Raw genomic sequence first — 25,841 nt, forward strand, 5'->3', positions numbered from 1 at the left:
GTGTAAAGTGTATGTAAAATGGTAAGATAAAGAGTAGGTGTTATCTAGCTACATATGAAAATCATTTATTTTGGAGGCCTTATTTTATGACAAAAATCAATAAGGGTGAAAATAAGTTTTATGTCGGAGATGATATAAGGGATCCATTGGCAGAAATCACATTTATCCAAAATGGCGGCGGTAAGCTAGTTATTGATCATACCTTCGTTTCCGGTGACTTGCGCGGCCAGGGGATTGCAGGGCAACTGGTGGAAAAAGTTGTCGAATTGGCCAGGGAGAAGGACAGGAAGGTGCTGCCTCTTTGTCCGTACGCCAAAAGTAAAATGGAAAAGACACCGGAATTTCACGATGTACTCATAGAACAAAAATAGCTGTACGGAAAATCAGGATTTCTCTGCAAGGGATATCCTGATTTTTCACATAATAGGAAGGGAATAGGAAGGAAAGGGGTGATTTGCATGTATCTTTCTGTAGAAGAGACAGCGGAGTACCTGTCCATGGACGAAGCGGCAGTGCGGGCGCTCGTCCTGCAGGGAAGAATCCGTTCCGTCCATGACGGAGAACAGTTCCTGGTCAATAAGCAGCAATTCACTACCCATTTGGACCAAGTAGAAAAGTATCGGCAAATGATCCAGGAGTACTTGAATGAGCCGATACCGGAAGACATTGATGTAAAGGACGAAGATTAAAGCGTCCATATAAAGGAGTTTATTTTATGGCGAAAAAGCACCAAACTTCAAAGAAACCAGCAAACACACTGCAGTACACGGTCCGCGAAAAAACGGAGCTCCTGCCATTTCTATTGGAGGCCATGCCGAACCGCAGCAGGAATTCGGTGAAGTCCATACTGACCCGCGGCCAAGTGACGGTCGATGACCACATCGAGACCAAACATAATTATCCGTTGAAGCCCGGGCAGTCCATTTCCATCCTGAAAAATAAAGCAGCCGTCAAAAAAATAGCGCTGATCGGAATGTCGATTGTCTATGAGGATGAACATCTGATCGTTATCAATAAGGAAGCTGGCCTGCTTTCCATTGCCAGTCAAAAGGAAAGGAAACAGACAGCACACCATCAGCTGATGGAATATGTCAGACAGGAAGACCCGCAGAATAGGATATTCGTTGTCCACCGCTTGGATAAAGATACCTCAGGTTTGATGATGTTCGCTAAAAGCGAGCATATGAAGCATAAGCTGCAAAATGCCTGGAAGTCGATGGTGCGGGAACGCACTTATATCGCACTGGTGGAAGGGAAAATGGAGAAGGAAGAAGGCAGCATCGAATCGTGGCTGAGGGAGAGCAAGACCCACCTCATGTATTCCAGCCATACCAAGGATGACGGGCTGCATGCAGTCACTCACTATAAAGTGCTTCAGTCCAACCAAGACTATTCCCTGCTGGAAGTGGAATTGGAGACGGGAAGGAAGAACCAGATCCGTGTCCATATGCAGGACATCGGCCATCCTGTCATCGGCGACAAGAAATACGGCTCCAAAGGAAATAAAATCGGCCGCCTCGGCCTGCACGCCAAGGTCCTTTCCTTCAAGCATCCCGCCACAGGGAAGATGATGCGCTTCGAAGCGGATGTACCAAAAATATTTTATAAAAAATCCCGTTAATACTAAAGCAAGGATGGGCAGCTGTGTGCTGCCCATCCTTGCTTTGTTTTGTGCTGGCAACTCGGGCGCCACGCACCACAACTCGGGCCGCGACCCGTCGCACTCGGGCGCCGCCCACGCCCCCCACACTAAATCGGAGCTTTTTTCACTATACGACCTTTTCTTCCTTCAGTGGTTTCTGCCTGCTGGAGGGAGCGGATGACTGCTTCCTCTGTTGTTTCTACTACTGCCTGGAACAGCCGGTTCATGATGGGATGGTCATCCCGCACGTACTCGCGGAACTCTGTAAGATTGTTCGACTGATGCGGATAACTGTGTGCCGTAGTAAAGGCGATGGCAATATCCCCGCTGCCATGTGCGATATGGCTGCCCGTCCGCCCTAAGCCTGCTGAAGACCGCCTGGCGAGCCGTCTCAGCTGCCGGTCTGACAACGGCGCGTCTGTTGCGAGGATGATCATGATGGACCCATCCGGTGTATCCGTATTTGTGCTGGCAAGGTCCGCAAACAGGGCTTCTTCCGGGCTGCCAAAATTGCTCAACACCAGGCAGCCAAGAGTGAATGCCCGCCCTGCTTCTGTAACCGTACGGGAAGAGGTGCCAATTCCCCCTTTATGTCCAAAGCAGACCATTCCTTTCCCGGCGCCTACTGCCCCTTCTTCAACAGGTGCCGCCTTGGCATTCTCAATCGCCTGGATGGCATGGCGCGGTTCAATGGTCTGTCGCCGTATGGAGTTGAGATAGCCATCATTGCACTCACCGACGACGATATTGATGGTTCCGGTAGTATCACCGATCTCCGGCGTCTGGTCCAGCATATATGCTAGTGTTCCGTCGGCAATTGCTCCGACACTGAAAGTATTCGTCAGCATGATCGGCGATTCCAGCAGTCCCAGCTCTTCCAGCTGCACCAGGCCGGTGGTTTTGCCGAATCCATTGATGACCGCACTCCCTGCTGTGGTTTTTTCGCGGAATAGGTTGCCGTCATGGGGGAGGATGGCTGTCACGCCAGTGCATACGGTGTTTTCCTCATCCACTTTCTCATACAAGGTCACATGTCCGACTTGGACTCCTTGAACATCTGTAATACAGTTGTTATTTCCTTTTGGTAATGGCATGGCAATTCTCCTTTACTCTGTCGGTTATATTATAGCAGAACCATGCCGGCACTAAACCCATTACTTATTCCCATTCCTATCGACTGTAGAAATGTAGACCCGCAGCCTGTCTTGAACAACCCCTTCCAGAATTGCCAAACTATTTAGCAAAAACCGTTGACAGATAGATCATTGTCTTCTATAATCGTAAGTAATTGTTAACTGTTAACTTTTCAGAAAATTAAAGGGAGTACTTCCATTGAGGATTGAAAAACAAAACATAAGTGACCAGGTTTTAGAACATCTCAGAAAAAAAATCATTTTGCATGAATGGAAGGAAGGCGACCGACTAGCAGAGGCACGGCTTTCCAAGGACCTTGAGGTCAGCAGGGGCCCGATACGTGAAGCGATTGCCAAGCTGGAGGCCGAGAATTTAGTGGAAAGGCATTCTAATGGCAGGACAGTTGTAAAGAAGTTCGACACCGAGGATATCATCAATCTGTATGACAGCAGGCTTTTACTGGAAAACCATGCACTTACCCAGATTGATAAGGCTGCACTGGAAAAGAATCTGCGCCTGATGCGGCTGTATATCGAACAAATGCATGAAGCACATGATGCCGGTGTGAGGGACATTGATTCCGATTTGGCATTTCATGGCCTTTTGGTGAAGATGTCCAACAACCAAACACTGGTACAGCTTTGGTCCTCGCTGCAGGGCATTTTCCGGACGCTGATTGATATCACCAGTGAAGTTTCTGAATCAAGCCAGGGAGAGGTCATTGGCTACCATAGTAAGATTGTCGACGCATTGGAAGCCGGGGAAGTGCAAGAGGCTCAGAAAATACTGGCCCATCATTTGAAGGAAGCATCCCTTTATTATTGCAGGGGAAAAAATTTACTCACAGGGAGAGATGAAGATGTCACCACAAAAAATTAAGTGTGCCATTATAGGATCGGGGAATATAGGTACAGACCTGATGTACAAGCTGTTGCGGAGTGACAAGCTTGAATTGACGTCCATGATTGGTATTGACCGTGCATCTAAAGGACTGGCACTCGCCAAGGAAAAGGGATTGACTCCAATCTACAACGGGATTGACGGATTGGTGGAGCAGCCGGAACTAGCAGATATCGTCTATGAAGCTACGTCTGCAAAGGCACACGCACATAATGCACCGATTTTGAAGGAAATGGGCAAAAAAGCGATTGATCTGACACCGGCAGCAGTAGGGCCATTCCTGGTTCCATCCGTGAACCTGCAGGAAGACAAAGTTGCTGAACTGGATAATGTGAACATGGTTACTTGCGGCGGCCAGGCCACTGTACCGATTGTGAAAGCGATTTCCGATGTAGTGAAGGTGGACTATGCAGAGATTGTCGCTTCTATTGCCAGTAAAAGTGCCGGTCCTGGTACAAGGCAGAATATTGATGAATTCACAGTGACCACTGCAGAAGCATTGAAGCAGGTGGGCGGTGCACGGGAAGGGAAAGCCATCATCACCCTTAACCCGGCAGAGCCTCCGATCCTGATGAGAAATACGATCCATGTCCAAACAGAAGGATCCGCCGAAGAGAAGAAAGAAGAGATTCTTAAGTCGTTGGATGCGATGGTGGAAACGGTCCAAGGATATGTTCCAGGCTACCGTTATAAAGCAGATCCGGTTGTAAAAGGTGATATTGTAACGGTATCTGTAGAAGTGGAAGGAATGGGAGACTTCCTGCCGACATATGCAGGAAACCTTGATATCATTACATCTGCAGCATTGAAGACAGGAGAAATCATGGCAGAGCATCTACAAAAAGAGGGGGCGGCAAAATGACAGACCAAAAGAAAGTTATTTTCAACGATGTAACATTACGTGACGGCATGCATGCGATTTCCCACCAATATTCGACCGAACAGATCGCTGAGCTTACCAGGGTTCTGGATGATACCGGGGTGGATATCATCGAGGCAACCCATGGCGATGGCTTGGGTGGAAGCTCCATCCAGTACGGATTCTCCAAAGAAACCGAAAAGGATATCATCACCACTGCTGTGAAAAATGCGAAGAATGCCAAGGTCGGTGTTCTGCTGTTGCCTGGGATCGGAACCATCGATCATTTGAAACAGGCAAGGGAATGGGGAGCATCTGTCGTCCGTGTCGCGACACATTGTACAGAAGCAGATGTATCTGAACAGCATATCAAGGCAGCCGGCGACCTTGGAATGGATACGGTCGGCTTCCTGATGATGTCGCACCGCACCGAGCCTGAACAACTGTTGGAAGAAGCAAAGAAAATGGAGTCCTACGGTGCAAGCACCATTTATGTGGTCGATTCTGCAGGGGCTCTGACCATGGATGATACGAGAAGAAGAATTGCTTTGTTCAAAGAGAACCTGAGCACAGAGATAGGCTTCCACGGCCATAATAACTTGTCGCTTGGTGTGGCTAATTCCATTGCGGCACTGGAAGAGGGTGCAGGCCGCATCGATACCAGTCTCGCCGGAATGGGAGCAGGTGCAGGGAATACTGCTACAGAGCAGCTGGTAGCTGTCATGAACAAGATGGAGATCCCTCATTCGGTTGACCTATATAAAGCCATGGATGCTGCTGAAAATATCATGAAGCCGATGATGAAGCGTCCGGTACAGATCGATCGCCTCAGCCTGACATTGGGATATACCGGCGTATACTCCAGCTTCCTTCTTTTCGCAGAACGGGCAGGGCAGGAATATGGCGTAGACCCGCGTGATATTTTAACGAAAATAGCTGAAATGGGTGCAGTCGGCGGTCAGGAAGACTGGATCATCGGGGTGGCCCAGGACCTGGCTAAAGAGAAAAAGCAAGAGAGTGTAACCGTATAATTTTTAGAGAGCAGCCCTTTCCCGGATTTACCAATCCGGGAAAGGGCTGTTTACTTTCAGATATATTGCAAGTATAAGTCTACCCTGTTGTATTCTGACAGGGAGAGTGTTATACTATAAAAAATTAATACGCAATATTCCTTCGGGGTCGGGTGTAATTCCCAACCGGCGGTGAGGAAGCGGGAGCTTCTAAGTCCGTGACCCGTGCGGCAGCATTGTTGCCAAGCGGTGGATCTGGTGAGATTCCAGAGCCGACAGTTAAAGTCTGGATGGGAGAAGGAATTTTCGGCACATGGATCGTTTACGTTACGGCAGGACTGTCTCCATTTACAAGGCAGACATTTTGCCGGCGTTTTATAAATGTATCCTGTTAGCTTGTAAAATTCGACCAGCAGGCCCCTGAAGTTTTTTCAGGGGCCTTTTCCTATGCCGGTGCGGCTCGATTGGCCGGTGGCCGGCGGGAAGGAATGCTTGCGGAAACGCAGGGAGGAAAACATGAATGTTCACAGGAATTATTGAAGAAAAGGGAACAATTAAGAATACCCGGCAGGTTTCGGAGCAGGCTGTAGAAATGACCATTGAAGCAAAAACCATCATGGGCGATATGAAGCTAGGCGACAGTATTGCCATTAACGGCATCTGTTTGACAGTTACCGATTTTTCCGCCACTGAATTCAAAGTGGATGCAATGCCGGAGACCATCCAGGCAACGTCCTTGAAAACACTTTCTGCCGGATCCCGGGTCAATTTGGAGCGGGCCATGTCGGCAAATGGAAGGTTCGGCGGCCATTTCGTTTCCGGCCACGTGGATGGAACCGGGAAAATTATCAGCAAACAGAAACAGGAAAATGCCATTTATTATGATATAGAAATTGATGAAGAGTTAAGCGGGTATTTAATGCATAAGGGGTCCATTGCGGTGGATGGCACCAGTCTTACCATCTTTGGGGTGGAAGGCAATGTGTTCACCATTTCCCTCATCCCGCACACGGTGGAGGAAACAGTTTTAGGCGGCAAGGGCACAGGGGATATTGTCAATATCGAGTGTGATATGCTGGCAAAATATGTTCGAAATATGCTGACAGGAGAATCCGGGCAGGAGAAGAAAGATATCGATCGCGATTTCCTGCAGAATAACGGATTCATGTAAAGGAGGAAACGGAATGTTTCATACAATCGAGGAAGCTGTAAAGGAACTGAAACAAGGGAAGCCGATCATTGTAGTGGATGACCAGGACAGGGAAAATGAGGGGGACTTGGTCGCTCTCTCTGAATTGGCGACACCGGAAATGATCAACTTTATGATTACCCATGCAAAAGGGCTTGTCTGTACGCCGATCCAGAAGCAGTTGGCGGAAGATTTGAATTTTCCCATGATGACCGATCAAAGTACGGATCCATTGGGGACAGCATTCACCGTTTCCATTGACCATCAGGATACGACGACCGGAATCAGTGCGGCAGAACGGGCTCGAACCATCAAAGCCCTGACAGAGGCGAACACAGCGCCGGAAGACTTTAAGCGGCCCGGCCACGTATTTCCGCTCATTGCTAGAGAGGGAGGGGTGCTCGCCCGTCCAGGGCACACAGAAGCGGCAGTAGATCTGGCATTGCTCAGCGGTGCATTCCCATCCGGGATCATTTGCGAAATCATTAAACAGGATGGAACAATGGCCCGCCGGGATGACCTGGAAGCAATGGCGGAAAGGTTCGAATTGAAAATGATTACCATCGAGGACTTAATTGCCTACCGCAAAAAAGATACAGAACTAAACAGACTTATGGTCAAGGAAGGGAGATAATAGGGATGACAAAAACATATGAAGGTAATTTGGTAGGAAGCGATCTTAGAGTTGGTATTGTTGTAGCAAGGTTCAACGACTTCATCACCAGTAAACTGCTGGACGGGGCGGTCGACACGCTGAAGAGGCATGGAGTGCCAGAGGAAAACGTAGAGGTGGCTTGGGTCCCGGGTGCATTTGAAATTCCGTTGGCCGCGCAAAAAATGGCTGTAGGAAAGTATGATGCAGTGATTACGCTCGGAACCGTCATTCGCGGCTCTACCCCACATTTTGATTATGTCTGCAATGAAGCGGCAAAAGGGGTATCCCAAGCATCCAGCCAATCCGGCAAGCCGGTTATCTTCGGTGTTATCACGACCGATACGATTGAACAGGCGATCGAGCGTGCCGGAACAAAAGCAGGGAACAAAGGGGCAGAAGCTGCAGTTTCAGCGATTGAGATGGCCAACCTGCTAAAACAACTGGAAAACTAATACCTTTTATCTATTCCCACAACCGGAAATGCGGCAGATGACCGTGTTTTCGGGCTTTTTGTTTTGGAGGAAATGGTGAAACTCAAGGGGCTTATCGTTGACGGGTTTAGCCTTAGCACTGGTCACTGTTTCAATGGGAAGGTGTGACCGGCAGGAGGGTAGCAGCTTTTGCTCTGGAAAATCGGCAATTGTTGAGCTAAACTAGAGAGTAGAATGAAACTATCGGAGGGGATCACCATCAATACCAAGCTATTAATTTTACAGCTTGTGGTCATTGCAGTCGTCTGGTCCGGGATGGCAGTTTTCTATACGGAGATGTCATCCGCCAGCCAATTCATCTTCCATCTTGTTACGTCCTGGATGCTGTTTTTGATTGTCATGATCATCAAGGGACTGCTGAAGGAAAGAAAACAACGGAGGCAATAGCTGCCATACTTAAGTGCGAGGAAGGATTATTATGCTTACAATTGAGAACTTAACGAAATCCTATGGAGAAAAGGTATTGTTCAATGACATCACCTGTACCATCATCGATCGGGAAAGAATCGGTTTGATCGGGGTGAATGGAACGGGAAAATCCACCTTCCTGAAGACCATAGCCGGTCTGGAATCACCAGAACAGGGAACAATCAAACATCCCAAGGATTATCATATAGAATACCTGGCCCAAGATCCTGTGATGGATGCTGATCGGACGGTTATTGAACAGATCTATTACGGAGAAACCGATATGATGCGGGTGATGCGTGAGTACGAGCGGGCCCTTGCGAAGTTGAATGAACGTCCTGAAAGTGAAGAGGCGCAGACTGCCGTAATGAAGACACAGCAGCTGATGGATCAATATGATGCATGGGAAGCAAATACAGCAGCGAAGACAGTACTTACTAAATTGGGCATCACCGACTTCAATAAGAAGGTAACGGACCTGTCCGGCGGGCAAAAGAAGCGGGTGGCGATTGCTAAAGCATTGATCCAGCCGGCAGACCTTCTCATCCTCGATGAGCCTACCAACCACTTGGACAATGAAACGGTTGAATGGCTGGAGAAGTATTTAGAGTCCTACAAAGGCTCCTTGCTGCTGGTCACACACGACAGATATTTTCTGAACCGTGTGACCAACCGGATCTATGAACTGGATAAAGGGAATCTATATATTTATGAAGGCAATTATGAAGTATTTCTGGAGAAGAAGGCGGAGCGGGAAGCACTGAAACGCAGCAATGAGCTGAAGCATCAGAATACATTGCGGTGGGAGCTCGCCTGGCTGAAACGCGGTGCAAAGGCAAGGTCAACCAAGCAGCGGGCCCGGGTCGAACGCGTGCATGAAATGAAGGAAAAGACCTTCGATACGAAGACAGAAAATCTGGAATTTCAAGTAGGCTCAACCAGACTTGGGAAAAAGGTCATTGAACTGAAAGACATTAGCAAAAAATACGGAGACCAGCAGATTCTTCGTGATTTCAGCCGGCTGATCGCTCCCGGGGACCGTATCGGCATTATTGGACCGAACGGCACCGGCAAAACGACCCTGTTGAATATTATGGCAGGGCGGATAAGTCCTGATCGGGGAGAGATTGACATCGGGGAAACGGTGAAAATCGGCTATTATACTCAGGGTGATGAAGAGCTCGATGACGACCAACGGATCATTGAATATATCAAAGATGTAGCGGAAGTCATTCATACGAAGGACGGGGAAGTCATCACTGCAGAACAGATGCTGGAGCGCTTCCTGTTCACGAGGGCGGAACAATGGACATATATCCGTAAGCTTTCCGGTGGGGAGAGGCGCAGGTTATACCTGTTGAAAGTATTGATGCGGGAGCCGAATGTGCTGTTCCTCGACGAGCCTACCAATGACCTCGACACCCAGACACTCGGCGTGCTAGAGGAATACCTGGATCAATTTCCAGGCGTGGTCATCACCGTCTCTCACGACCGCTATTTCCTCGATCGTGTTGTCGAGCAGCTGATTGTGTTTGAAGGAGACGGACGTACCAGAAGCTTTTACGGCAATTACAGTGAGTATCTGGATGAAAATAAACAAAAAGCCGAGGCTCCGAAGAAACAGGAAAAACCTGTTTCCAAAGCTCCAGAAAAAAAGAAAAAGAAGAAGCTTTCCTATAATGAAAAGAAAGAATGGGAAACCATTGAGGACGATATTATGGGGCTGGAGAGCAGGATAGAGGAGCTGCAGGAAGAAGTGGCAGAAGCAGGCAGCAATTCACAGAAAGTCCAGGAGCTGTTTGCGGAACAGCAAAAGACCGAAGCGGAACTGGAAGCCAAAATGGAACGCTGGGAAGAACTGTCACTGATGATGGAAGAAATGAATAGTTGAAGTGAGAAATGAGGCGCCGGACTGGCGGCCTATTTTTTCATGGAGGATGGGTGGTTGAATCCGCATCTGGAGTGGCTTGCCCAACGGATGGCAGCATTTGCTCATCGCTTTTTTCGACAAGTTCTTGCCGTATTCCCTCTTTCTAATGGAACTATTTTACAATGATGAAAAATAAGAGTACAATGTGTTTGGTTTTCAGATAATAAAAGATGATTTTAGTTGCATAAATGAAAAAAAACACATATACCGGAAAGTTTTACAGAGACTATGACATAAAGGATGAGTTGATGCAGCAAGTATATAATGAGGTCATCCAGTTCCGCGGGAGCCATTATGATTTCGGCTATATGCAGGGGAAGCGTTTGAAGGATTCCCATACGGTCAGGAATCGCAAAAAGGAATGGAAGATTAGGAGGCCGCGCTTTCAGATTGATCAGCAGGATGCCAAAAAGGCAATTACTGCCTACGCGCCCGGTGTGTGGGAGGAGCTGCTTGGAATAAGGGATGCCATGGAATGGAGCATGGCGGATGTACTGCAGGAGTTCGGCGGCTACCGGCTGGAGTATAAAAAGAGCGGCTGTTCCATCTTCACGGGGACGGATTATATGGTTCGCAACTATGACTATCATCCAAAAACATATGATGGACGTTATACATTCTATCAGCCGGATGACCAGGGATATGCCATTATCGGCCCCTCCCAGCGAACGACCGGCCGGATGGATGGAATGAATGAGAAAGGCCTTGCACTTGGATATAATTTCATGCACCGAAAGAAGCCGGGAGATGGATTCATCTGCAATATGATCGGCCGCATGGTTCTGGAAACCTGTGCCACTGTGGACGAGGCCGTGGATCTATTGAAGGATATTCCCCACCGGCATTCGTTCAGCTATATTGTTTTGGACGAAAGCGGAAAGACGCTGGTGGTAGAAGCTACGCCAAGAAGTGTAGTGGTGCGGGAATCCAATGTCTGCACCAATCATTTTGAAATTTTGGAAGAAGAAAACCGCTATCATCTAGATGATTCTTATAAACGGATGCAGGCGATCAATCAGCATCAAAAGCCGGGCATGGATGCAGGCGAGGCCTTCCGGATGCTGAATGACCGGGATGGCGGTGTGTTTTCCGAAAAATATAAAGCATGGGCCGGAACGATTCATACATCCGCCTACCTCCCGAGGCAGAAACAGGCATGGTTTGCATTGGGGGGAAATCAGGAACCATATCTGTTTGATTTCAGCAAATGGCTGGAAGGGGAGGATGTGGATCTTCGCCAAGTCAAAGGCCGAATCAATTCGGATATCCAATTTGTCCATTCCGACTGGAAAAAAGAAATAAACCAACCTTTTTCCTAGTTTAAATACTATATGGAATAGGGAATTTACAAGAAGGCTTTTCATTTCATAAAATATGGTTATAATTAAGGACAGAACAATTTAGGAGGTAACGTCATGAAGCTATACCAAGTGAGGAAAGGGCAACTCGTTTTTTATAAGAACGAACTGCACAAAGTATATGCCGTCAAGCCGGTATTCAAAAAGTCCATCCATCTTTACCGCTTAAAGGATATGCAGCAGATTCTGACAAAAGCAAGTGAAATCGAGCTGATCCGCCCACAACATAATGATACATTCATCTTTTATGGCAAAAGATACACAATTGATAAGGACAAGCGCCCGGAACCAGGCGATTATATTCTGATTACAAAACCTGCCCCTGATTTTCTTGATCATTACTCTTTGAATGAGATTGAAAAAGTGGAAACGGTCGAGGACGGAAATGTAACGACTACCCGGGACAACGGGGTAAAACATCATGAATACGTGGTGCTGATTCCAGGCAAGGCCGAGGCAAGCCGGGAAATTGCCTATTATGATAAAAATCTTGTCCCTGAATCCCAACAAATAGAAGACGAGTCGATCTCCTATCTATCGGAAAAAGATGAGTCACTGAAACCTGTCGTAGGTGATATCTACGTGGATGTCCGTCAGAAGACAAAAGCAATGGTGGTCGCCATGACAGAAGATGAAGTAGTATTCGGCCATGGCGTACGGGTCCATGTAGCGGAACTTCTGGACGAAAATAACTTTGAACTTGTCTACCGGTTTGAGGAAGATCTATAAGCGGCTCATAAAGAGAACTGTGCATTCGATAAAGGATGTGCAGTTTTTTTATATTGGCCGGCGGTGTGGGAGCTCGGTCGGCGGGAGCGGGGCTTTATCGGCAGAAGGCACGAGATATCGCTCGGAGAGAAAATATATCGGCAGCACGCTCGAGATATCCGTCGGAGCACTATTATATCAGCCGCATCCGTAAAAAAACGAGCTGCCGGAATTTTGGCAGCTCGTTATCTATCATTACATTTGCTGGTTTGCTTTATACCCCAGGATATTGATGGGGTCTTTGGGAGCTGAATATGGCGGGGCATATCCGAGTTCCAGCTCTTCCAGGTCGGCAACGGTCAGTTTGCCGCGGATCGCGGTGGCAAGGACTCCGAGCCGCTTGTCTGCTCCGTCCAGGCCGATGACATCACAGCCGTAAATGGTGCCTTTGTCTGCATCAAAGAGTATTTTGAGCCAAAGTTTTTCCGAGCCTGGATAATACTTGGCATGGGAATAGGTCTCCAGGGATGCTTCCTTATAAGGAATCCCGGCGTCCTTGAGGGTCTCCTTATTATGTCCGGTTGATCCAATGGTCAAATCGAACAGCTTAAAGATGGAAGTGCCGATGATACCGTGGTTGTTCACTTGTTCACCGGCCAGGTGGCTGGCAATCAAGTAGGCCTGCCGATGTGCCGGCCAGGCAAGCGCCACATGTCTTGGTTCCCCGGTGAAAAAATCCTTCGTTTCCACGGCGTCGCCAAGGGCGTAGATATCCGGATCATTTGTCTGCATATACTCGTTGACCGCGATGGCGCCGCTTCTCCCTAGTTTAAGGGATGCTGCTTCCGCAAGGCCGGTGTTTGGTTTTACCCCGGTTGCCATCAATGTCATATCTGCCTGAAGTGTATCTCCGCTGCTTAGATGAACCGTCTTTCCGTTGTTAGAGTACCCCGCTAGTCCGTCATCCAAAATGAGCTTGATACCTTTCTCGCGGAGATGTTCATGAATCACTTCGGCCATATCTTTATCGACGACCTTCATTACCTGGGATGACCGGTCGATGACGGTGCACGTGATTCCCCGTTCATGAAGGTTTTCTGCCATTTCGAGGCCGATAAAGCCTCCGCCGATGATTGCAGCATTTTTTGGTTGGTTTCGCTCGATAAACTGATGGATTTCCTCCATATCGGGGATGGTCCTTAGTGTGAAAACGCAGGCCTCATCCCGTCCCTCCACATCCGGGACTACTGCCGAAGCACCGGGAGAAATGATCAGCTTGTCATAGCTCTCCTCATACTCGCCCGACTTGTCCTTCACCAATACTTTTTTTTCGCTGCGGTGGATGGATGTCACTTCAGTTCCAGTTCTTACGTCCACTGCGTATTTTTCACGAAATTTATCCACCGGAACGAGGATATCTTCCTTATTCTCAATGACACCGCCAAGGTAATAAGGCATCCCGCAGTTGGAGAAAGCGACATGCTCCCCTTTATCAAAAATAATGATTTCCACGTCTTTATCATTGCGGCGGATCTGGGCGGATACGGTAGCTCCTCCGCCGACACCGCCGACAACAAGAATCCGTTGTGCCATTCATTCCACTCCTCATCAGTCCTGTTAATACTATTATTACCTAAATGAGGCCGACTGAACCAAAGAATACAATGATGATGGTTATCGGAACGATCCAGCGCATGAGAAAATACCAGGTGCTGTAGACGCCGGGATTCATGCCGGTACTGTAATGGAACTCTTGCCGGATGAGGCTTTTGTCCATTTTAAAACCGATGAACAGGGAGATGAATAAGCACCCTGCAGGCAGCATGATATTGCTTACCAGAAAGTCGGTTGCATCGAATACCGTCAGGCCGAAGATATGGAAATCTGCCAACGTGCTGGAAGAAAGGGCCGCTGGAATACCGGCGATGAATACAATCAATCCGGCGGTCGCCGCCACTTTTCCACGCGAGCGCCCCTTTTTCTCGGTGAATGCAGCGGTGATGATTTCCAACATGCTGAACGACGATGTCAGCACGGCGAACAGGAAGAGCAGCAGGAACAGGCTCAGGAACAGCTCTCCGAACGGCATTTGGCTGAAGGCTTCCGGCAGGACCATGAATAATAGGCCCGGCCCTTCTGCAGGTTCCAGCCCGAAAGCGAAAACGACCGGGAAGATAGCCAGCCCTGCCAGCAAGGAAACAAATATATTCATGATCGATACGGAGCCGGCGGACATCGGCAGGCTTACATCTTTTCCAAGATAGGAGCTATAGGTCACCATCACGGAAATTCCGACTGCGAGAGAAAAGAAGGATTGTCCCAGTGCATAGAGAATATTTTCCCCGGTCAATGCCGCAAAATCCGGCTCCAGGAAGAAACGGATTCCGTCCATCGCCCCTTCAAAGGTGATGGAGCGGAGGACGAGAATAATGAAAAAGACAAATAACAGGGGCATCAATATTTTACTTGATTTTTCAATCCCGTCCTTGATGCCAAACGAGACGACGATGATATTGATCAGCATAAAGAACGCCAGTCCGGTTATGGTGATCAGCGGGTTTCCTGTTATGTCTGCGAACAACTGCTCATAATTGGCGCCGCCGCGGATGATTCCTCCGAAAATAGAGACGACACTGTATATCAGGACCCAGCCCCCTACGACACTGTAGAAGGACATAAGCAGGAAGGCGCCGACTACCCCCCAATGTCCGATGAACGACCATGGGGTTTTCGGCGCCAGTTTCTGGTAGGCGCTTACGGCTTCTTTTTCTGCTCCTCTTCCTATGATGAATTCCGCGATGAGGATGGGGAGTCCGATTAAGATGGTAAAGGCGATAAAGACGAGAAAGAAGGCTCCTCCTCCATTCATGCCTGTCATATAGGGGAATTTCCAAATTGCTCCGAGCCCGATTGCCGCTCCAGCTGAGGAGAGGATGAACCCGAGCTTGGATGCCCATTGATCTTTTTTGTTGCGCATATGCTGTGATTTCCTTTCTTTGCTGTAACTATTATAGGGTATTTTTCAAATTCTATTTTTCTTTCAGTAAAAAGTCAAGTGCTATAGTCGGGTGCGGATGCTCCATAACTCAGGGAAAAAGGTATGATCCAGCACCTTTTTCAAATAGCCGACACCGGATGAACCGCCTGTACCTTTCTTATGACCGATAATCCGCTCGACGGTCTTCATGTGGCGGAAACGCCATTGCTGGAACCAGTCTTCAATGTCTACGAGCTTTTCGCCAAGCTGGTAGAGGTCCCAGTAGCGGTCCACATCCTGATACACCTTCAGCCAGGCTTTCTCTACACTCTCATTGGGTGCATAGGTCTCAGAGTAGTCACGCTTCACCACCGCCTCGTCAATGGCGAGCCCTGCCTGGGCAAGTGCCTGGATGGAGACGTCATAGAGGCCGGGAGAGTGGTATGCATCTTTTAATATGGCATGCAGGCCGGGGTCCTTTTCATATATCTTGAGAATATGCGGCGTCTTGTAGCCGAGAACGAATTCGACAAGCCGGTATTGATAGGATTGGAACCCGGATGCATTGCCCAGGCTGGATCGGAATTCCATGTATTCGGCAGGGGTCAGGGTGGACAGGACATCCCAGGCCTGGATGATTTGTGTCTGGGTGCGCGATACCCGTGCAAGCATTTTAAACGAGGCCTGCAGTTCACTTCGTTTAATGGCCGATATTACCCCCTTGATCTCATGGATGATCAGCTTGAGCCACAGCTCACTGACCTGATGGATGATAATGAACAGCATCTCATCATGGTGGCCGGACAGCCGTTTCTGGCTGTCCAGCAGTTTATCCAGCTGAAGGTAGTCCCCATAGGTCGTTTTTTCCTTGAAATCCGTGTGTATATCCTGTTCCGTCCGGAAAGTGTCGTCGGAGGAGTGCTTGCTCACGGCCGCCCCTCCTTTCCGGAAATGGGACGGAGCACCGCACGGACAGGGCTACCGTCCGCACCCTGTATAGCAAGCGGCAGTGCAATCAATTCATATATTCCCGGTTTAACATGGTCCAGCATCAGGTTTTCCAATATGTTGATCCCGTTATCATAAAGCGCATGATGGGTCTCTAGTTCTTTGCTGTCGGCCGGGTCCACGCTCGGTATGTCAACCCCCAGCAGGTTGACTCCCTGTTCCTTGAGGAAGGGTGCAATTCCTGGATCTAGTGCCGGCATCGCGTCCGGGAAACGTTTGGGGTTATTGGGCAGTGATGTGTTTAGTAGAACGCGGCTCACTCCCATGCCTTTGATTTCCTTCAGATCTTCTATCGTCACCGGGTCAGATTGGCGGACGTCCAGCACCAATGCCTTTCCGATATAGCGGTCCAGGTCGAGCTGGTCGATGGTCCGTCCATTTTCATCATAATGGAAAGGTGCATCTGCATGGGTTCCGGTATGAAGGCTTGCTGTCATCTGCCCGACGTTGACACTGCCGGTTTCCTGTTTCGTATAGGTGAGTTCGAAAGCGAAGGGGGTATCCCCTGGAAAGCTGGCCATATCATTGGTTAAAGGCTGTGAGATATCGATCCATTTCGTCATCAGGCAATCACTCCCGTTCATTTTGGTAATTTTTGTAGCTTTCATCGTCCAAGATGGTTTTCAATATGTCCACGGTCTTCCATACTTCTTCAAACGTATTGTAGAGAGCCACAGGTGCAAGGCGGATGCCGTTCGGTGTCCGGAAATCAGGGATGACGCCCTTCGATTTCAATGCCTTGCAGATAGCGGCGGCCTGCGGGTGTTCGAGAAGTACATGTCCGCCCCGTTCTTTCTCCTCCCTCGGATTGGCAACTTTCAGCTTCTGGTCCTTCAGCCTGCTGTCGATGAGTTCCAGCATATAGTCCGTCAAGGAAAGCGATTTTTCCCTTATGCGGCCGATGCCGGCTTCCCCTATCATTTCCAGGGAGCCGAGCAATGGTGCGGCACTTAGAATATGCGGTGTGCCGATCTGATAGGCTCCTGCATCATGTGCTGGGGTCAGGGTATGCTCCATATCGAACTGCTTTTCCTTCAAGGAACTGAACCAGCCTGACAGACCTGGTTCATTGCCAAAGTGTTTTTCATTCACATATAATCCGGCCACACTGCCTGGCCCGCCGTTTAGATGCTTATAGGTGCACCAGAAGGCGAAATCGGTGCCCCAGGCTGAGAGTTGGTGCGGGACGGAGCCGATCGAATGGCAAAGGTCGAAGCCGATAGGGATTCCCCGCTCTTGAGCCGCTTTTGTCAATGCTTCCATATCAAGGACTTGCCCACTACGGTAAAGTACGCCGGGCAGGACAATCAAAGCGATGTCATCGGTCATTGCTTCGATGATTTCTGAGGTGTCCAGAGTATGGCCGTCCTTGCTTTTTACCTGTACTAGATGTTCATCCGGATGAAGTCCATGCAGCTGGAGCTGGCTCTTCAGTGCATAGATATCCGAGGGAAAATTCAGTTCGTCGGCCAGTATCTTTGTCCGGTTTCCTTCCGGCTTATAAAAGCTTGCTGTCAGCTGATGGAGATTAGTGGTAGTGGAACCGGTGACAATGGTCTCCTCCGGCTTGGCACCGATCAAGGGAGCGGACATGGCCCCCAGTTTCTCCGACAAATAGAACCATGGATTTTCCCCTTCTGTCCAGCCGTCGATCGCGTAATCCTTCCAGGAATTCAAGAGGGAAGTGACAGAAGCTTCCGCCCGCTTGGACAAAAGGCCAAGGGAATTCCCGTCGAAATATATTTTCTTCTTATCTATATAGAATTCATGGCGAAAATCCCTCAGTTGATCTGCTTCATCTAACTGTCTTGCATAGGAATGGTCAGTATTCATGGGAAACACCTCTGATAAAAATATTTGTTGGTTAACATTCTAACAAATTCCCTTCTCCTTTCCGTATAAATGGCAAAGTTTCTAAATAAAATGGAAAAAAGCCTAAAATTAGTATGGTAAATATATTATATTCAAACTATACTGAAATTAACTGGCGCGGAGGGGATGTAATGGCCTTTATTTCCCGGCATGTGAGCAGTCTGCCTGCTTACCTATTTTCAGAGTTTGCCAGAAAAAAGCAAAAGCTTCAGGAAAAGGGTGTCGATGTCATCGATCTAGGAATCGGTGCCCCGGACCTGTCTCCGCCTGAATTCGTCATAGATAAATTGGTAGAGGAACTGGGGGTAGCGGAAAATCATCGGTATTCCTCCTACAGCGGCTGCAAAGAATTCAAAGAGGCAGTCGCATCTTTTTACCAGCGGCGATATCAAGTGGACCTTGATCCAGAAGAGGAAGTACTTGCCCTGATCGGTTCAAAGGAAGGCATTGCACATTTAATCCAGGCAGTGGTGGATCCAGGTGATAAGGTTATTGTCCCTGACCCAGGTTATCCCGTCTATGAAAAAGCGGTCCATCTGACCAGAGGAGAAATGGTCCGTCTGCCGCTTGATGCTTCCCATGGCTTTCTGCCGGATTTTAACCGTGTCCCGATCCATCATGCAGAACAGGCAAAGCTGATGCTGCTCAACTACCCCGGCAACCCGACGGCAGCGACAGCGGATAAAAAGGCATTTTTGAATGCGGTTACATACGCAGAAAAATATCACCTTGCCATAGCAAATGATGCAGCATATGACCTTTTGACATTTGGAGACTATCAATCTCCCAGTATTCTGCAGATCCCCGGGGCAAAAGATAGGACGGTAGAATTTGGCTCCCTGTCCAAAAGCTTCAGCATGGCTGGCTGGAGGATCGGCTATGCGGTCGGAAACAAGGAGATCATCCAGGGTCTTGCCACCCTTAAAAGCAATATGGACACTTCTCAGTTCCTCCCGGTCCAGAAAGCTGCCGCCGCGGCGCTAAACAGTGATCTGGCAAGTGTGGAGGAAAATAATAGGATCTATCAAGAGCGTATGGAGAAAATGCATACTGCATTACGCGAGCTTGGCATCAAGGCGAAAAAGCCCCGCGGTACATTATTCCTCTGGGCAGAGGTGCCAAGGGGATACCGGTCAATGGATTTTGCAGATAAGCTTTTAGAAGAATCTGGAGTGATCGTGACACCCGGCTCCGCCTTTGGAGAGGGTGGGGAAGGATACTTCCGGATTGCACTGACTGTACCTGCAAAGCGGCTGGAGGAAGTGATCCGGAGATGGAAAAGACTTGGGATAGGAGGTGGCTGAATGAAGAAGGAACATGGCCGGTCCGGCATAATGACGGCAGCCCAGGCGATTGTCGAGTGCATGATCAATGAGGGAATCGACAAGGTATTCTGTGTCCCTGGGGAAAGCTATCTGCCGGTTCTGGACTCCCTGCATGATGAGCCGTCTGTACATGTCATCTCCGCTAGGCAGGAGGGGGGCGCCGCCTTTATGGCGGAAGCTTATGCCAAATCCACAGGAAAGCCTGGAGTGGTGCTTGCCACCAGAGCAGTGGGAGCGGCAAATGCTTCGATCGGCATTCATACTGCCCTCCAGGACTCCACACCCCTTGTTGTATTTCTCGGCCAAGTCCACCGCAGCTTCAGGGGCCGGGAAGGATTCCAAGAAGCAGACCTAGATCGTTACTTGGACCAGTTCACCAAATGGTCGGCGGAAGTGAATGATCCGGCCCGGATGCCGGAAATTGTTCAACGGGCCTTCCGGGTGGCGCAAACAGGAAGACCAGGGCCTGTCGTGGTATCACTGCCGGAAGATGTCCTGCCGCTCGAGGCAGATATGCATTTCGGCCCCCCGCTTCGCCGTCCGCACCCAGCACCGTCCGATCAAGAGGTCCAGTTGCTAGGGGACATCCTTGCTGCTGTAGACAAACCAGTAATCATTGCCGGCGGCGGGGTGAAGATGGCAGGAGCGGAGGATTTGCTGCTGGAGTTCTCCGAAAAATTCCACATGCCCGTGGTGACAGCATTCCGGCGCCATGATGTGTTCCCGCATGACCATGCGTTTTATGCGGGGCATCTCGGTCTTGGGACCAATAAGGAAATAATCACGACGGTCAAGGAAGCAGATTGTGTGTTGGCGCTTGGCACCAGGCTGTCGGAAGTGACCACCCAGGATTATTCCCTGCCGCATCGGCACCAGAAGCTGGTTCATGTCGATATCAGCGATGAAACGATTGGAAAAGTATTTCCTCCAGACCTTGGCATGGTGGCTGATATGGGAGAAGCCCTGAAAAAGTTCCTGAAACTTCCTGATGTGAACCTCTCAAGGCAGTGGGCAGAAGAACGGGGGTGGGCATACCAGGCTGTCAGCAGCCTGAAGCCAATGGAGGGCGATCCCCTCAATAAGCGTGTGATCCGCGTGCTTGCCGAAAAGCTGCCGGAAGATGCCATTCTGACAACCGATGCCGGAAATTTTGCCGGCTGGCTTCACGCTTTTTACCCTTTTCGGAAAAAGCATACCTTTATAGGCCCGACGTCTGGTGCGATGGGGTATGGCATGCCCGGGGCACTCGGGGCGAAGCTTGCGTTTCCTGAAAAAGCGGTGGTATCCCTCTCCGGGGACGGTGGTTTCATGATGACAGGGCAGGAGCTGGAGACTGCTGTCAGGTACGACATTCCTGTCATAAGTTTGGTTTTTAATAATAAGATGTATGGTACCATCCGGATGCATCAGGAAATCCATTATCCGGAAAAGGTGCTCGGAACGGATCTTGGACAGATATCGTTTGCAGCGTTTGCCAGAAGCCTTGGTGCGGATGGATATACAGTAGAAACGGAAGCGGGATTTTCATCGGCTTTAAGCCAGGCATTGGTTAAACAGCGGCCTGCACTTATAGAAATAAAGACGGATAAGGAGCAGATATCCGTTTCCTCGACCATCAGTGAGTTGCGGAAGCGTGGCGGAAATGGATGAATATAAAGGGAGGTATGGATATGGAGACAATCTCACTAGGTACCGATAAGCTGACGAACTTTATTGACGGAGAGTGGCAGGAGGCAAATGAAACGGCGGCAGTGGTTAATCCGGCAACAGGGGAGGAAATCGTGCAGGTTCCTCTGTCGGATGAAGGCGCTGTGGAGCGGGCAGTAAAGGCTGCCAAGAAGGCGCAGAAAGAATGGGCACTTGTCCCGGCACCGCAGAGGGCGGAAGTGCTGTATCAGGTCGGCTATCTGATGAAACAGCGGAAAGAGCGGCTGTCCCAACTTCTCACGATGGAGAATGGGAAGGTGCTGGAGGAGGCACGGGGCGAGGTGCAGGAAGGGATTGATATGGCTTTTTATATGGCGGGGGAGGGGCGCCGGCTGTTCGGACATACCACCCCGGCCGAACTGAAAGATAAATTCGCCATGAGCCAGCGGGCACCTGTTGGTGTAGTTGGTATTATTACACCCTGGAATTTTCCGATTGCGATTGCCACCTGGAAATCATTCCCGGCCATTGTAGCAGGGAATGCAGTCATTTGGAAACCGGCGACAGAGACACCGGTCATGGCGTATGAACTGGCAAAAATCTTTGAGGAAGCAGGCCTCCCGAAAGGAATTATAAATGTTGTGTTCGGCAGTGGCTCCGTAGTCGGAGACGCAATGGTCCACCACCCTGATATCCGGGTGATTTCCTTTACCGGATCCAATGAGACGGGCAGGAACATTGCTGGAGAGTGTGGCAGGCAGCTGAAGAAGGTCTCCCTGGAGATGGGGGGTAAAAACGCGGTAATCGTCATGGACGATGCCGACTTGGATTTGGCCGTGGACGGTATCCTTTGGAGCGCTTTTGGTACGAGCGGGCAGCGCTGCACGGCATGCAGCCGGGTGATCGTCCATGAAAAGGTGAAAACAGACCTGGAAGAACGTCTGCTGGCCAAAATGAAGGACCTTACCATCGGGAATGGATTGGATGAGAAGAATAAAGTCGGACCGATCATCAATAAGGCGGGACTGGATAAGATCAAGCAATATATTGAAATTGGCAAAAACGAAGGAGCAAAGCTGCTGGCAGGCGGCTCTCCGCTTGAAGATGAAGCATATCGCGGAGGGCATTACTTCGCACCCACCCTATTTACCGATGCAACAGCGGATATGCGAATTTCCAGGGAGGAGATCTTTGGGCCTGTTGTATCACTTATCCCGGTAAACAGCTTGGAGGAGGCCATAGAGGCAAACAATCAGGTGGAATATGGGCTTTCCAGTTCCATCTTCACGAGAGACGTCAATCGGGTATTCCAGGCCCAGCGTGATTTGGACACTGGAATTGTCTATGTCAATGCCGGAACTACCGGAGCGGAAATCCATCTGCCATTTGGCGGAACGAAGGGAACCGGCAACGGCCATCGGGACTCCGGGGTGCAGGCACTTGATGTATTTACAGAGTGGAAGGCAGTCTATGTGGATTACAGCGGCAAATTGCAGCGTGCACAGATTGATGTAGACTAGGGGGAATTTCCAAACGGAATTTTTCAAGGGGGGATTGGATGAAAATAGGTGTGTTGGGTTCCGGGTTGATGGGCAAAGAAGCAGCAAGGGACTTGGCGGCTAGCAGCGGGGTAAAAAAGGTAGGGCTCGCAGATATCGATCCGGACCGGGCCCGTCAAGTCGTCCGGCAGCTGGACTCTGCCAAGGTGAAGGCCTACCAAGTGGATGCCTCCGATGAAGTGGAACTGGCAGCATTTATGAGGAAATTCGACTGCATTATCAATGCGCTGTTCTATTCTTTTAATGAAACAGTTGCGAAGACAGCCATCAAGACGGGGGTTCATTCCATTGATCTGGGGGGCCATATCGGCCATATGACAGATAAGGTACTGGCACTGCATGAGGATGCGGAAAGAAATGGTGTCACCCTGATCCCCGATCTTGGGGTAGCCCCGGGAATGATCAATATCCTGTCAGGCTTCGGTGCAGGGAAACTGGATAGCCTTCAGTCCATTCGTCTGTTTGTCGGAGGCATTCCCGTAAAACCAGAACCACCGCTTGAATATAATCATGTATTTTCAATGGAAGGGGTATTTGACCACTATACCGATCCGTCCCTGATCATCCGGAACGGCGTAAAACAGGAAATCCCCTCTTTATCTGAAGTGGAGCGGGTGCATTTCGAGCATTTCGGTCCCCTCGAGGCCTTCCATACATCCGGCGGGACATCCACGCTGTCACTTTCCTACCCGCAGCTGGAAACCCTGGAATATAAGACGATCCGTTACCCGGGGCATGCAGAGAAGTTCAAGCTGCTTGTGGATTTGAATTTGACTCGGATGGGTTATGAAGTGGAGGTGGATGGACGAAGCATTAATCCGCGGCAGGTTCTCCTGAAAGTGCTGGATCCAATAGTCGATCTCAAGGATAAAAAGGATGCCGTACTGCTTCGCGTTCTGGTAGGCGGTGAAGAAGGCGGAGCTTCTGTCGCTCATCAGTATGAGATGACTACCTACAGAGATCCGGATACAAATGTGACTGCGATGGCGAGGGCCACGGCCAACACTGTTTCCGTCGTGGCACAGATGATTGCATCAGGGACCATCAGCAAGAGAGGCGTACATCCTCCGGAGAAAATCGTCCCGGGCGACTTGTATATCAAGGAAATGGCTGCTAGAGGAGTAGAAATAAAAGAACAGCGCCTCGGCGAGGATACGAATATACAAGTATAATAGAGGGCCGCCATGTGCGGTCCCATTTCCTTTTAATGGGAAAGGAACACGTTTGGTATAATACATACAAAAGATGATTGGGGAAGGGAAGGGGAAAACATGAATACAGTATTTATTGCCGGCCACTCCAGACTGCCTACGGGAATGGCCGCCCAAAGCATGTATGAAACATTGACCATCACAGCGGAAATCGATAAAAAATACGGCGTGATTGTCGCCGCGAACTGTACCCTGGCCACAGAACACGGCAGGCAATTCATCCAACAGCTGCTCCGGGGCCACAGTCTGAAGGAGGGCATTGAAGGGCCGGTGGAATCAGTAAAAGAACATTACCGTGGAAAAGCCGGCAATGCATTAGTCTCAGCATTGAAGGATCTATATAAACAGTACGCAAGTTATATAGAAGGGTCTTGAACCCTGGGTGAGCTGGTGATAAAAGTGGGGAACAGCGGATAAGTGGTGTGAGCTGGTGATAAACCAGCCCATCATGGGATAAAAGCAGGCACTAGCCGGTAGTAAATTTAAAAGAGACTGGGACATATTTAAAACGTTTAACTCTAATGACGAAAAATGAACTGAATTAGTGGAGGAAATATACGTAGAATCCTGCGGGAGGAAAGGCATAGGTGAGACCCCACAGTGCGTAGCACGAGGAGGCTCACCAGCTGACCGCGGAAAGCGGAGTGTATTTCCGGAACGGGTGATATCCACTAATCAAATTTTTTAGTTAGTTCTTATTCATCTTAGGGTAAACATTTTTGTCCCAGCCTCTGTCAAATCTATTATTTTACAAGTTCACCTTCCCAGGCGGGCAATGATTTGTTGAGCGGCTTATCTTCGCGGTAGCCGAGTACATATTCTGCCTGCATGACAGTATGGATCTCCCGGGTTCCTTCGTAGATGACCGGTGCTTTGGAGTTCCTCAGGTAGCGTTCCACCGGATATTCATCTGAGAATCCATAGGCACCGTGCACCTGTACCGCATCATCAGCTGCTTTGTTGGCGAAGTCACATGCCTGCCATTTGGCAAGGGAGGTTTCCCTTGTATTTCGTTTTCCTTTATTTTTCAACTCACCGGCGCGATAAACGAGCAGGCGGCTCATCTGCAGTCCGGCTTCCATATTGGCGATCATTTGCTGGACCAGCTGATGTTGGCCGATTTCTTTTCCGAATGTCTTCCGCTCATGACAATACTTCACACTTGCTTCCAGACATGCCATGATCTGCCCGACAGCTCCGGCGGCAACGGTGAAACGGCCATTATCCAGAGCCGACATGGCAATCTTGAATCCTTCCCCTTCTTCGCCAAGCAGGTTTTCTTTCGGCACTTTTACATTATCGAAGAAGATTTCTCCTGTATTACCGGAGCGGATGCCGAGCTTTCCTTTGATGGCTTTGGATGAGAAGCCTTCCCAGCTGCGTTCCACGATGAATGCGGAAATGCCTTTATGGCGCTCGGATTTATCACCGGTATAGGCGAAGACGAGAAAATGGTCGGCGATGTCGCATAGGGAAATCCATGTCTTCTGACCGTTCAGGATATAGTGGTCGCCATCCTTGACCGCCGTTGTCTGCATGGATGCTACGTCAGAGCCGGCACCTGGCTCTGTCAGACCGAAGGCGCCAATCTTCTCCCCTTTGGCCTGTGGTGTTAAATACTTCTTTTTTTGTTCTTCATTTGCCCATTGCAGCAGGGTCATACTGTTCAATCCGGTATGGACAGAAACTGCTGTCCGGAAGGCTGTGTCTCCTCGCTCCAACTCCTCACAGACGATGGCGAGTGAATTATAATCCATCCCGCTTCCGCCATACTCCTCCGGTATACATACTCCCATGAATCCGAGCTCTGCCAGTTTCGGCAAAATGGAGGGATCAAATTGCCCTTCACGATCCCACTCTGCAATATACGGCATAATCTCCTTATCGGTAAAGTTTCTGACGGTCTGGCGTAGCAGTTGCTGTTCTTCGGTAAATTCAAAATTCATATGGTTCATCTC

Annotated in this window: 24 protein-coding genes, 1 pseudogene and 1 riboswitch; of the genes and pseudogenes, 18 read left to right on the top strand and 7 right to left on the bottom strand. The window is 49.4% G+C overall.

All coding sequences use genetic code 11. The features are described 5' to 3' along the window. Nucleotides 1-26: 26 nt before the first annotated feature. From ACFODW_RS14535 to ACFODW_RS14545, 3 genes are all read left to right on the top strand, one after another. Complete coding sequence (locus ACFODW_RS14535) at nucleotides 27-371, top strand: GNAT family N-acetyltransferase (protein WP_390307581.1); 345 nt, start codon at nucleotides 27-29, stop codon at nucleotides 369-371. 87 nt (nucleotides 372-458) lie between these two features. Continuing rightward, the gene (locus ACFODW_RS14540; protein ID WP_390307506.1) at nucleotides 459-689 is read left to right on the top strand and encodes an excisionase family DNA-binding protein; all 231 of its coding nucleotides are present in this window, start codon (nucleotides 459-461) and stop codon (nucleotides 687-689) included. A gap of 26 nt (nucleotides 690-715) precedes the next feature. Next, nucleotides 716-1,621 (top strand): RluA family pseudouridine synthase, encoded by a 906-nt coding sequence (locus ACFODW_RS14545; protein WP_390307507.1) that lies wholly within the window; start codon nucleotides 716-718, stop codon nucleotides 1,619-1,621. A gap of 128 nt (nucleotides 1,622-1,749) precedes the next feature. On the opposite strand, the gene ACFODW_RS14550 is transcribed toward ACFODW_RS14545, so the two are convergent. Then, complete coding sequence (locus ACFODW_RS14550; protein WP_390307508.1) at nucleotides 1,750-2,736, bottom strand: DmpA family aminopeptidase; 987 nt, start codon at nucleotides 2,734-2,736, stop codon at nucleotides 1,750-1,752. Between the two features lie 238 nt (nucleotides 2,737-2,974). On the opposite strand from ACFODW_RS14550, the gene ACFODW_RS14555 reads away from it, so the two are divergent. The 10 genes and pseudogenes from ACFODW_RS14555 to ACFODW_RS14600 all read left to right on the top strand — a co-directional run bounded on the left by ACFODW_RS14555 (nucleotide 2,975) and on the right by ACFODW_RS14600 (nucleotide 12,305). Continuing rightward, nucleotides 2,975-3,655, top strand: a complete 681-nt coding sequence (locus tag ACFODW_RS14555; protein WP_390307509.1) for a GntR family transcriptional regulator — start codon at nucleotides 2,975-2,977, stop codon at nucleotides 3,653-3,655. Continuing rightward, complete coding sequence (locus ACFODW_RS14560; protein ID WP_390307510.1) at nucleotides 3,636-4,538, top strand: acetaldehyde dehydrogenase (acetylating); 903 nt, start codon at nucleotides 3,636-3,638, stop codon at nucleotides 4,536-4,538. The genes ACFODW_RS14555 and ACFODW_RS14560 overlap by 20 nt, the downstream gene beginning before the upstream one ends. Beyond that, nucleotides 4,535-5,566 (top strand): 4-hydroxy-2-oxovalerate aldolase, encoded by a 1,032-nt coding sequence (gene dmpG / locus ACFODW_RS14565; protein ID WP_390307511.1) that lies wholly within the window; start codon nucleotides 4,535-4,537, stop codon nucleotides 5,564-5,566. Before ACFODW_RS14560 ends, dmpG begins: the two co-directional genes overlap by 4 nt. A 134-nt stretch (nucleotides 5,567-5,700) precedes the next feature. After that, nucleotides 5,701-5,851: riboswitch (FMN riboswitch) on the top strand. A 214-nt stretch (nucleotides 5,852-6,065) separates the two neighbouring features. After that, complete coding sequence (gene ribE / locus ACFODW_RS14570; protein ID WP_390307512.1) at nucleotides 6,066-6,716, top strand: riboflavin synthase; 651 nt, start codon at nucleotides 6,066-6,068, stop codon at nucleotides 6,714-6,716. A 13-nt stretch (nucleotides 6,717-6,729) separates the two neighbouring features. Then, a pseudogene (gene ribB / locus ACFODW_RS14575) lies at nucleotides 6,730-7,338 on the top strand (3,4-dihydroxy-2-butanone-4-phosphate synthase); the annotation flags it as partial. A gap of 35 nt (nucleotides 7,339-7,373) precedes the next feature. Beyond that, a complete protein-coding gene (gene ribH / locus ACFODW_RS14580) occupies nucleotides 7,374-7,841 on the top strand; it encodes a 6,7-dimethyl-8-ribityllumazine synthase (protein ID WP_390307513.1) in 468 nt (155 codons plus the stop codon). Between the two features lie 213 nt (nucleotides 7,842-8,054). Further along, nucleotides 8,055-8,267, top strand: a complete 213-nt coding sequence (locus ACFODW_RS14585) for a hypothetical protein (RefSeq protein ID WP_390307514.1) — start codon at nucleotides 8,055-8,057, stop codon at nucleotides 8,265-8,267. A gap of 31 nt (nucleotides 8,268-8,298) precedes the next feature. Further along, nucleotides 8,299-10,179 carry an ABC-F family ATP-binding cassette domain-containing protein gene (locus ACFODW_RS14590; RefSeq protein WP_390307515.1) on the top strand — a complete coding sequence of 627 codons (1,881 nt, stop codon included), beginning with the start codon at nucleotides 8,299-8,301 and terminating at the stop codon, nucleotides 10,177-10,179. Nucleotides 10,180-10,466: 287 nt separating this feature from the next. After that, nucleotides 10,467-11,537, top strand: a complete 1,071-nt coding sequence (locus tag ACFODW_RS14595; protein WP_390307516.1) for a C45 family autoproteolytic acyltransferase/hydolase — start codon at nucleotides 10,467-10,469, stop codon at nucleotides 11,535-11,537. A 96-nt stretch (nucleotides 11,538-11,633) separates the two neighbouring features. Further along, on the top strand, nucleotides 11,634-12,305 hold the full coding sequence (locus ACFODW_RS14600; protein ID WP_390307517.1) for a hypothetical protein: 672 nt from the start codon (nucleotides 11,634-11,636) through the stop codon (nucleotides 12,303-12,305). Nucleotides 12,306-12,539: 234 nt separating this feature from the next. Here ACFODW_RS14600 and ACFODW_RS14605 read toward each other — a convergent pair whose 3' ends face one another. The 5 genes from ACFODW_RS14605 to kynU all read right to left on the bottom strand — a co-directional run bounded on the left by ACFODW_RS14605 (nucleotide 12,540) and on the right by kynU (nucleotide 18,102). After that, nucleotides 12,540-13,877 carry a CoA-disulfide reductase gene (locus ACFODW_RS14605; RefSeq protein WP_390307518.1) on the bottom strand — a complete coding sequence of 446 codons (1,338 nt, stop codon included), beginning with the start codon at nucleotides 13,875-13,877 and terminating at the stop codon, nucleotides 12,540-12,542. Between the two features lie 40 nt (nucleotides 13,878-13,917). After that, nucleotides 13,918-15,261 (bottom strand): sodium-dependent transporter, encoded by a 1,344-nt coding sequence (locus ACFODW_RS14610; protein WP_390307519.1) that lies wholly within the window; start codon nucleotides 15,259-15,261, stop codon nucleotides 13,918-13,920. A gap of 81 nt (nucleotides 15,262-15,342) precedes the next feature. Next, nucleotides 15,343-16,191, bottom strand: a complete 849-nt coding sequence (gene kynA, locus ACFODW_RS14615) for a tryptophan 2,3-dioxygenase (RefSeq protein ID WP_390307520.1) — start codon at nucleotides 16,189-16,191, stop codon at nucleotides 15,343-15,345. After that, nucleotides 16,188-16,832 carry an arylformamidase gene (kynB, locus tag ACFODW_RS14620; RefSeq protein WP_390307521.1) on the bottom strand — a complete coding sequence of 215 codons (645 nt, stop codon included), beginning with the start codon at nucleotides 16,830-16,832 and terminating at the stop codon, nucleotides 16,188-16,190. Before kynB ends, kynA begins: the two co-directional genes overlap by 4 nt. Nucleotides 16,833-16,839: 7 nt before the next feature. Continuing rightward, nucleotides 16,840-18,102, bottom strand: coding sequence for a kynureninase (gene kynU, locus ACFODW_RS14625; RefSeq protein WP_390307522.1), 1,263 nt, complete (start codon nucleotides 18,100-18,102; stop codon nucleotides 16,840-16,842). A gap of 170 nt (nucleotides 18,103-18,272) precedes the next feature. Between kynU and ACFODW_RS14630 the strand changes: the two genes are divergently transcribed. The 5 genes from ACFODW_RS14630 (at nucleotide 18,273) to ACFODW_RS14650 (ending at nucleotide 24,258) form a co-directional block, all read left to right on the top strand. Then, on the top strand, nucleotides 18,273-19,445 hold the full coding sequence (locus tag ACFODW_RS14630; RefSeq protein ID WP_390307523.1) for an aminotransferase class I/II-fold pyridoxal phosphate-dependent enzyme: 1,173 nt from the start codon (nucleotides 18,273-18,275) through the stop codon (nucleotides 19,443-19,445). Continuing rightward, a complete protein-coding gene (locus ACFODW_RS14635; protein ID WP_390307524.1) occupies nucleotides 19,446-21,116 on the top strand; it encodes a thiamine pyrophosphate-dependent enzyme in 1,671 nt (556 codons plus the stop codon). A 20-nt stretch (nucleotides 21,117-21,136) separates the two neighbouring features. Beyond that, nucleotides 21,137-22,633 (top strand): aldehyde dehydrogenase family protein, encoded by a 1,497-nt coding sequence (locus ACFODW_RS14640; RefSeq protein WP_390307525.1) that lies wholly within the window; start codon nucleotides 21,137-21,139, stop codon nucleotides 22,631-22,633. Between the two features lie 38 nt (nucleotides 22,634-22,671). Continuing rightward, nucleotides 22,672-23,844 carry a saccharopine dehydrogenase family protein gene (locus ACFODW_RS14645; protein ID WP_390307526.1) on the top strand — a complete coding sequence of 391 codons (1,173 nt, stop codon included), beginning with the start codon at nucleotides 22,672-22,674 and terminating at the stop codon, nucleotides 23,842-23,844. A 99-nt stretch (nucleotides 23,845-23,943) separates the two neighbouring features. Further along, nucleotides 23,944-24,258 carry a DUF3870 domain-containing protein gene (locus ACFODW_RS14650; RefSeq protein ID WP_390307527.1) on the top strand — a complete coding sequence of 105 codons (315 nt, stop codon included), beginning with the start codon at nucleotides 23,944-23,946 and terminating at the stop codon, nucleotides 24,256-24,258. Between the two features lie 368 nt (nucleotides 24,259-24,626). On the opposite strand, the gene ACFODW_RS14655 is transcribed toward ACFODW_RS14650, so the two are convergent. Beyond that, nucleotides 24,627-25,829 carry an acyl-CoA dehydrogenase family protein gene (locus ACFODW_RS14655; RefSeq protein WP_390307528.1) on the bottom strand — a complete coding sequence of 401 codons (1,203 nt, stop codon included), beginning with the start codon at nucleotides 25,827-25,829 and terminating at the stop codon, nucleotides 24,627-24,629. Nucleotides 25,830-25,841: the final 12 nt, after the last annotated feature.

This window comes from Virgibacillus sediminis (assembly GCF_042643265.1).
GTDB lineage: Bacteria > Bacillota > Bacilli > Bacillales > Amphibacillaceae > Virgibacillus_O > Virgibacillus_O sediminis.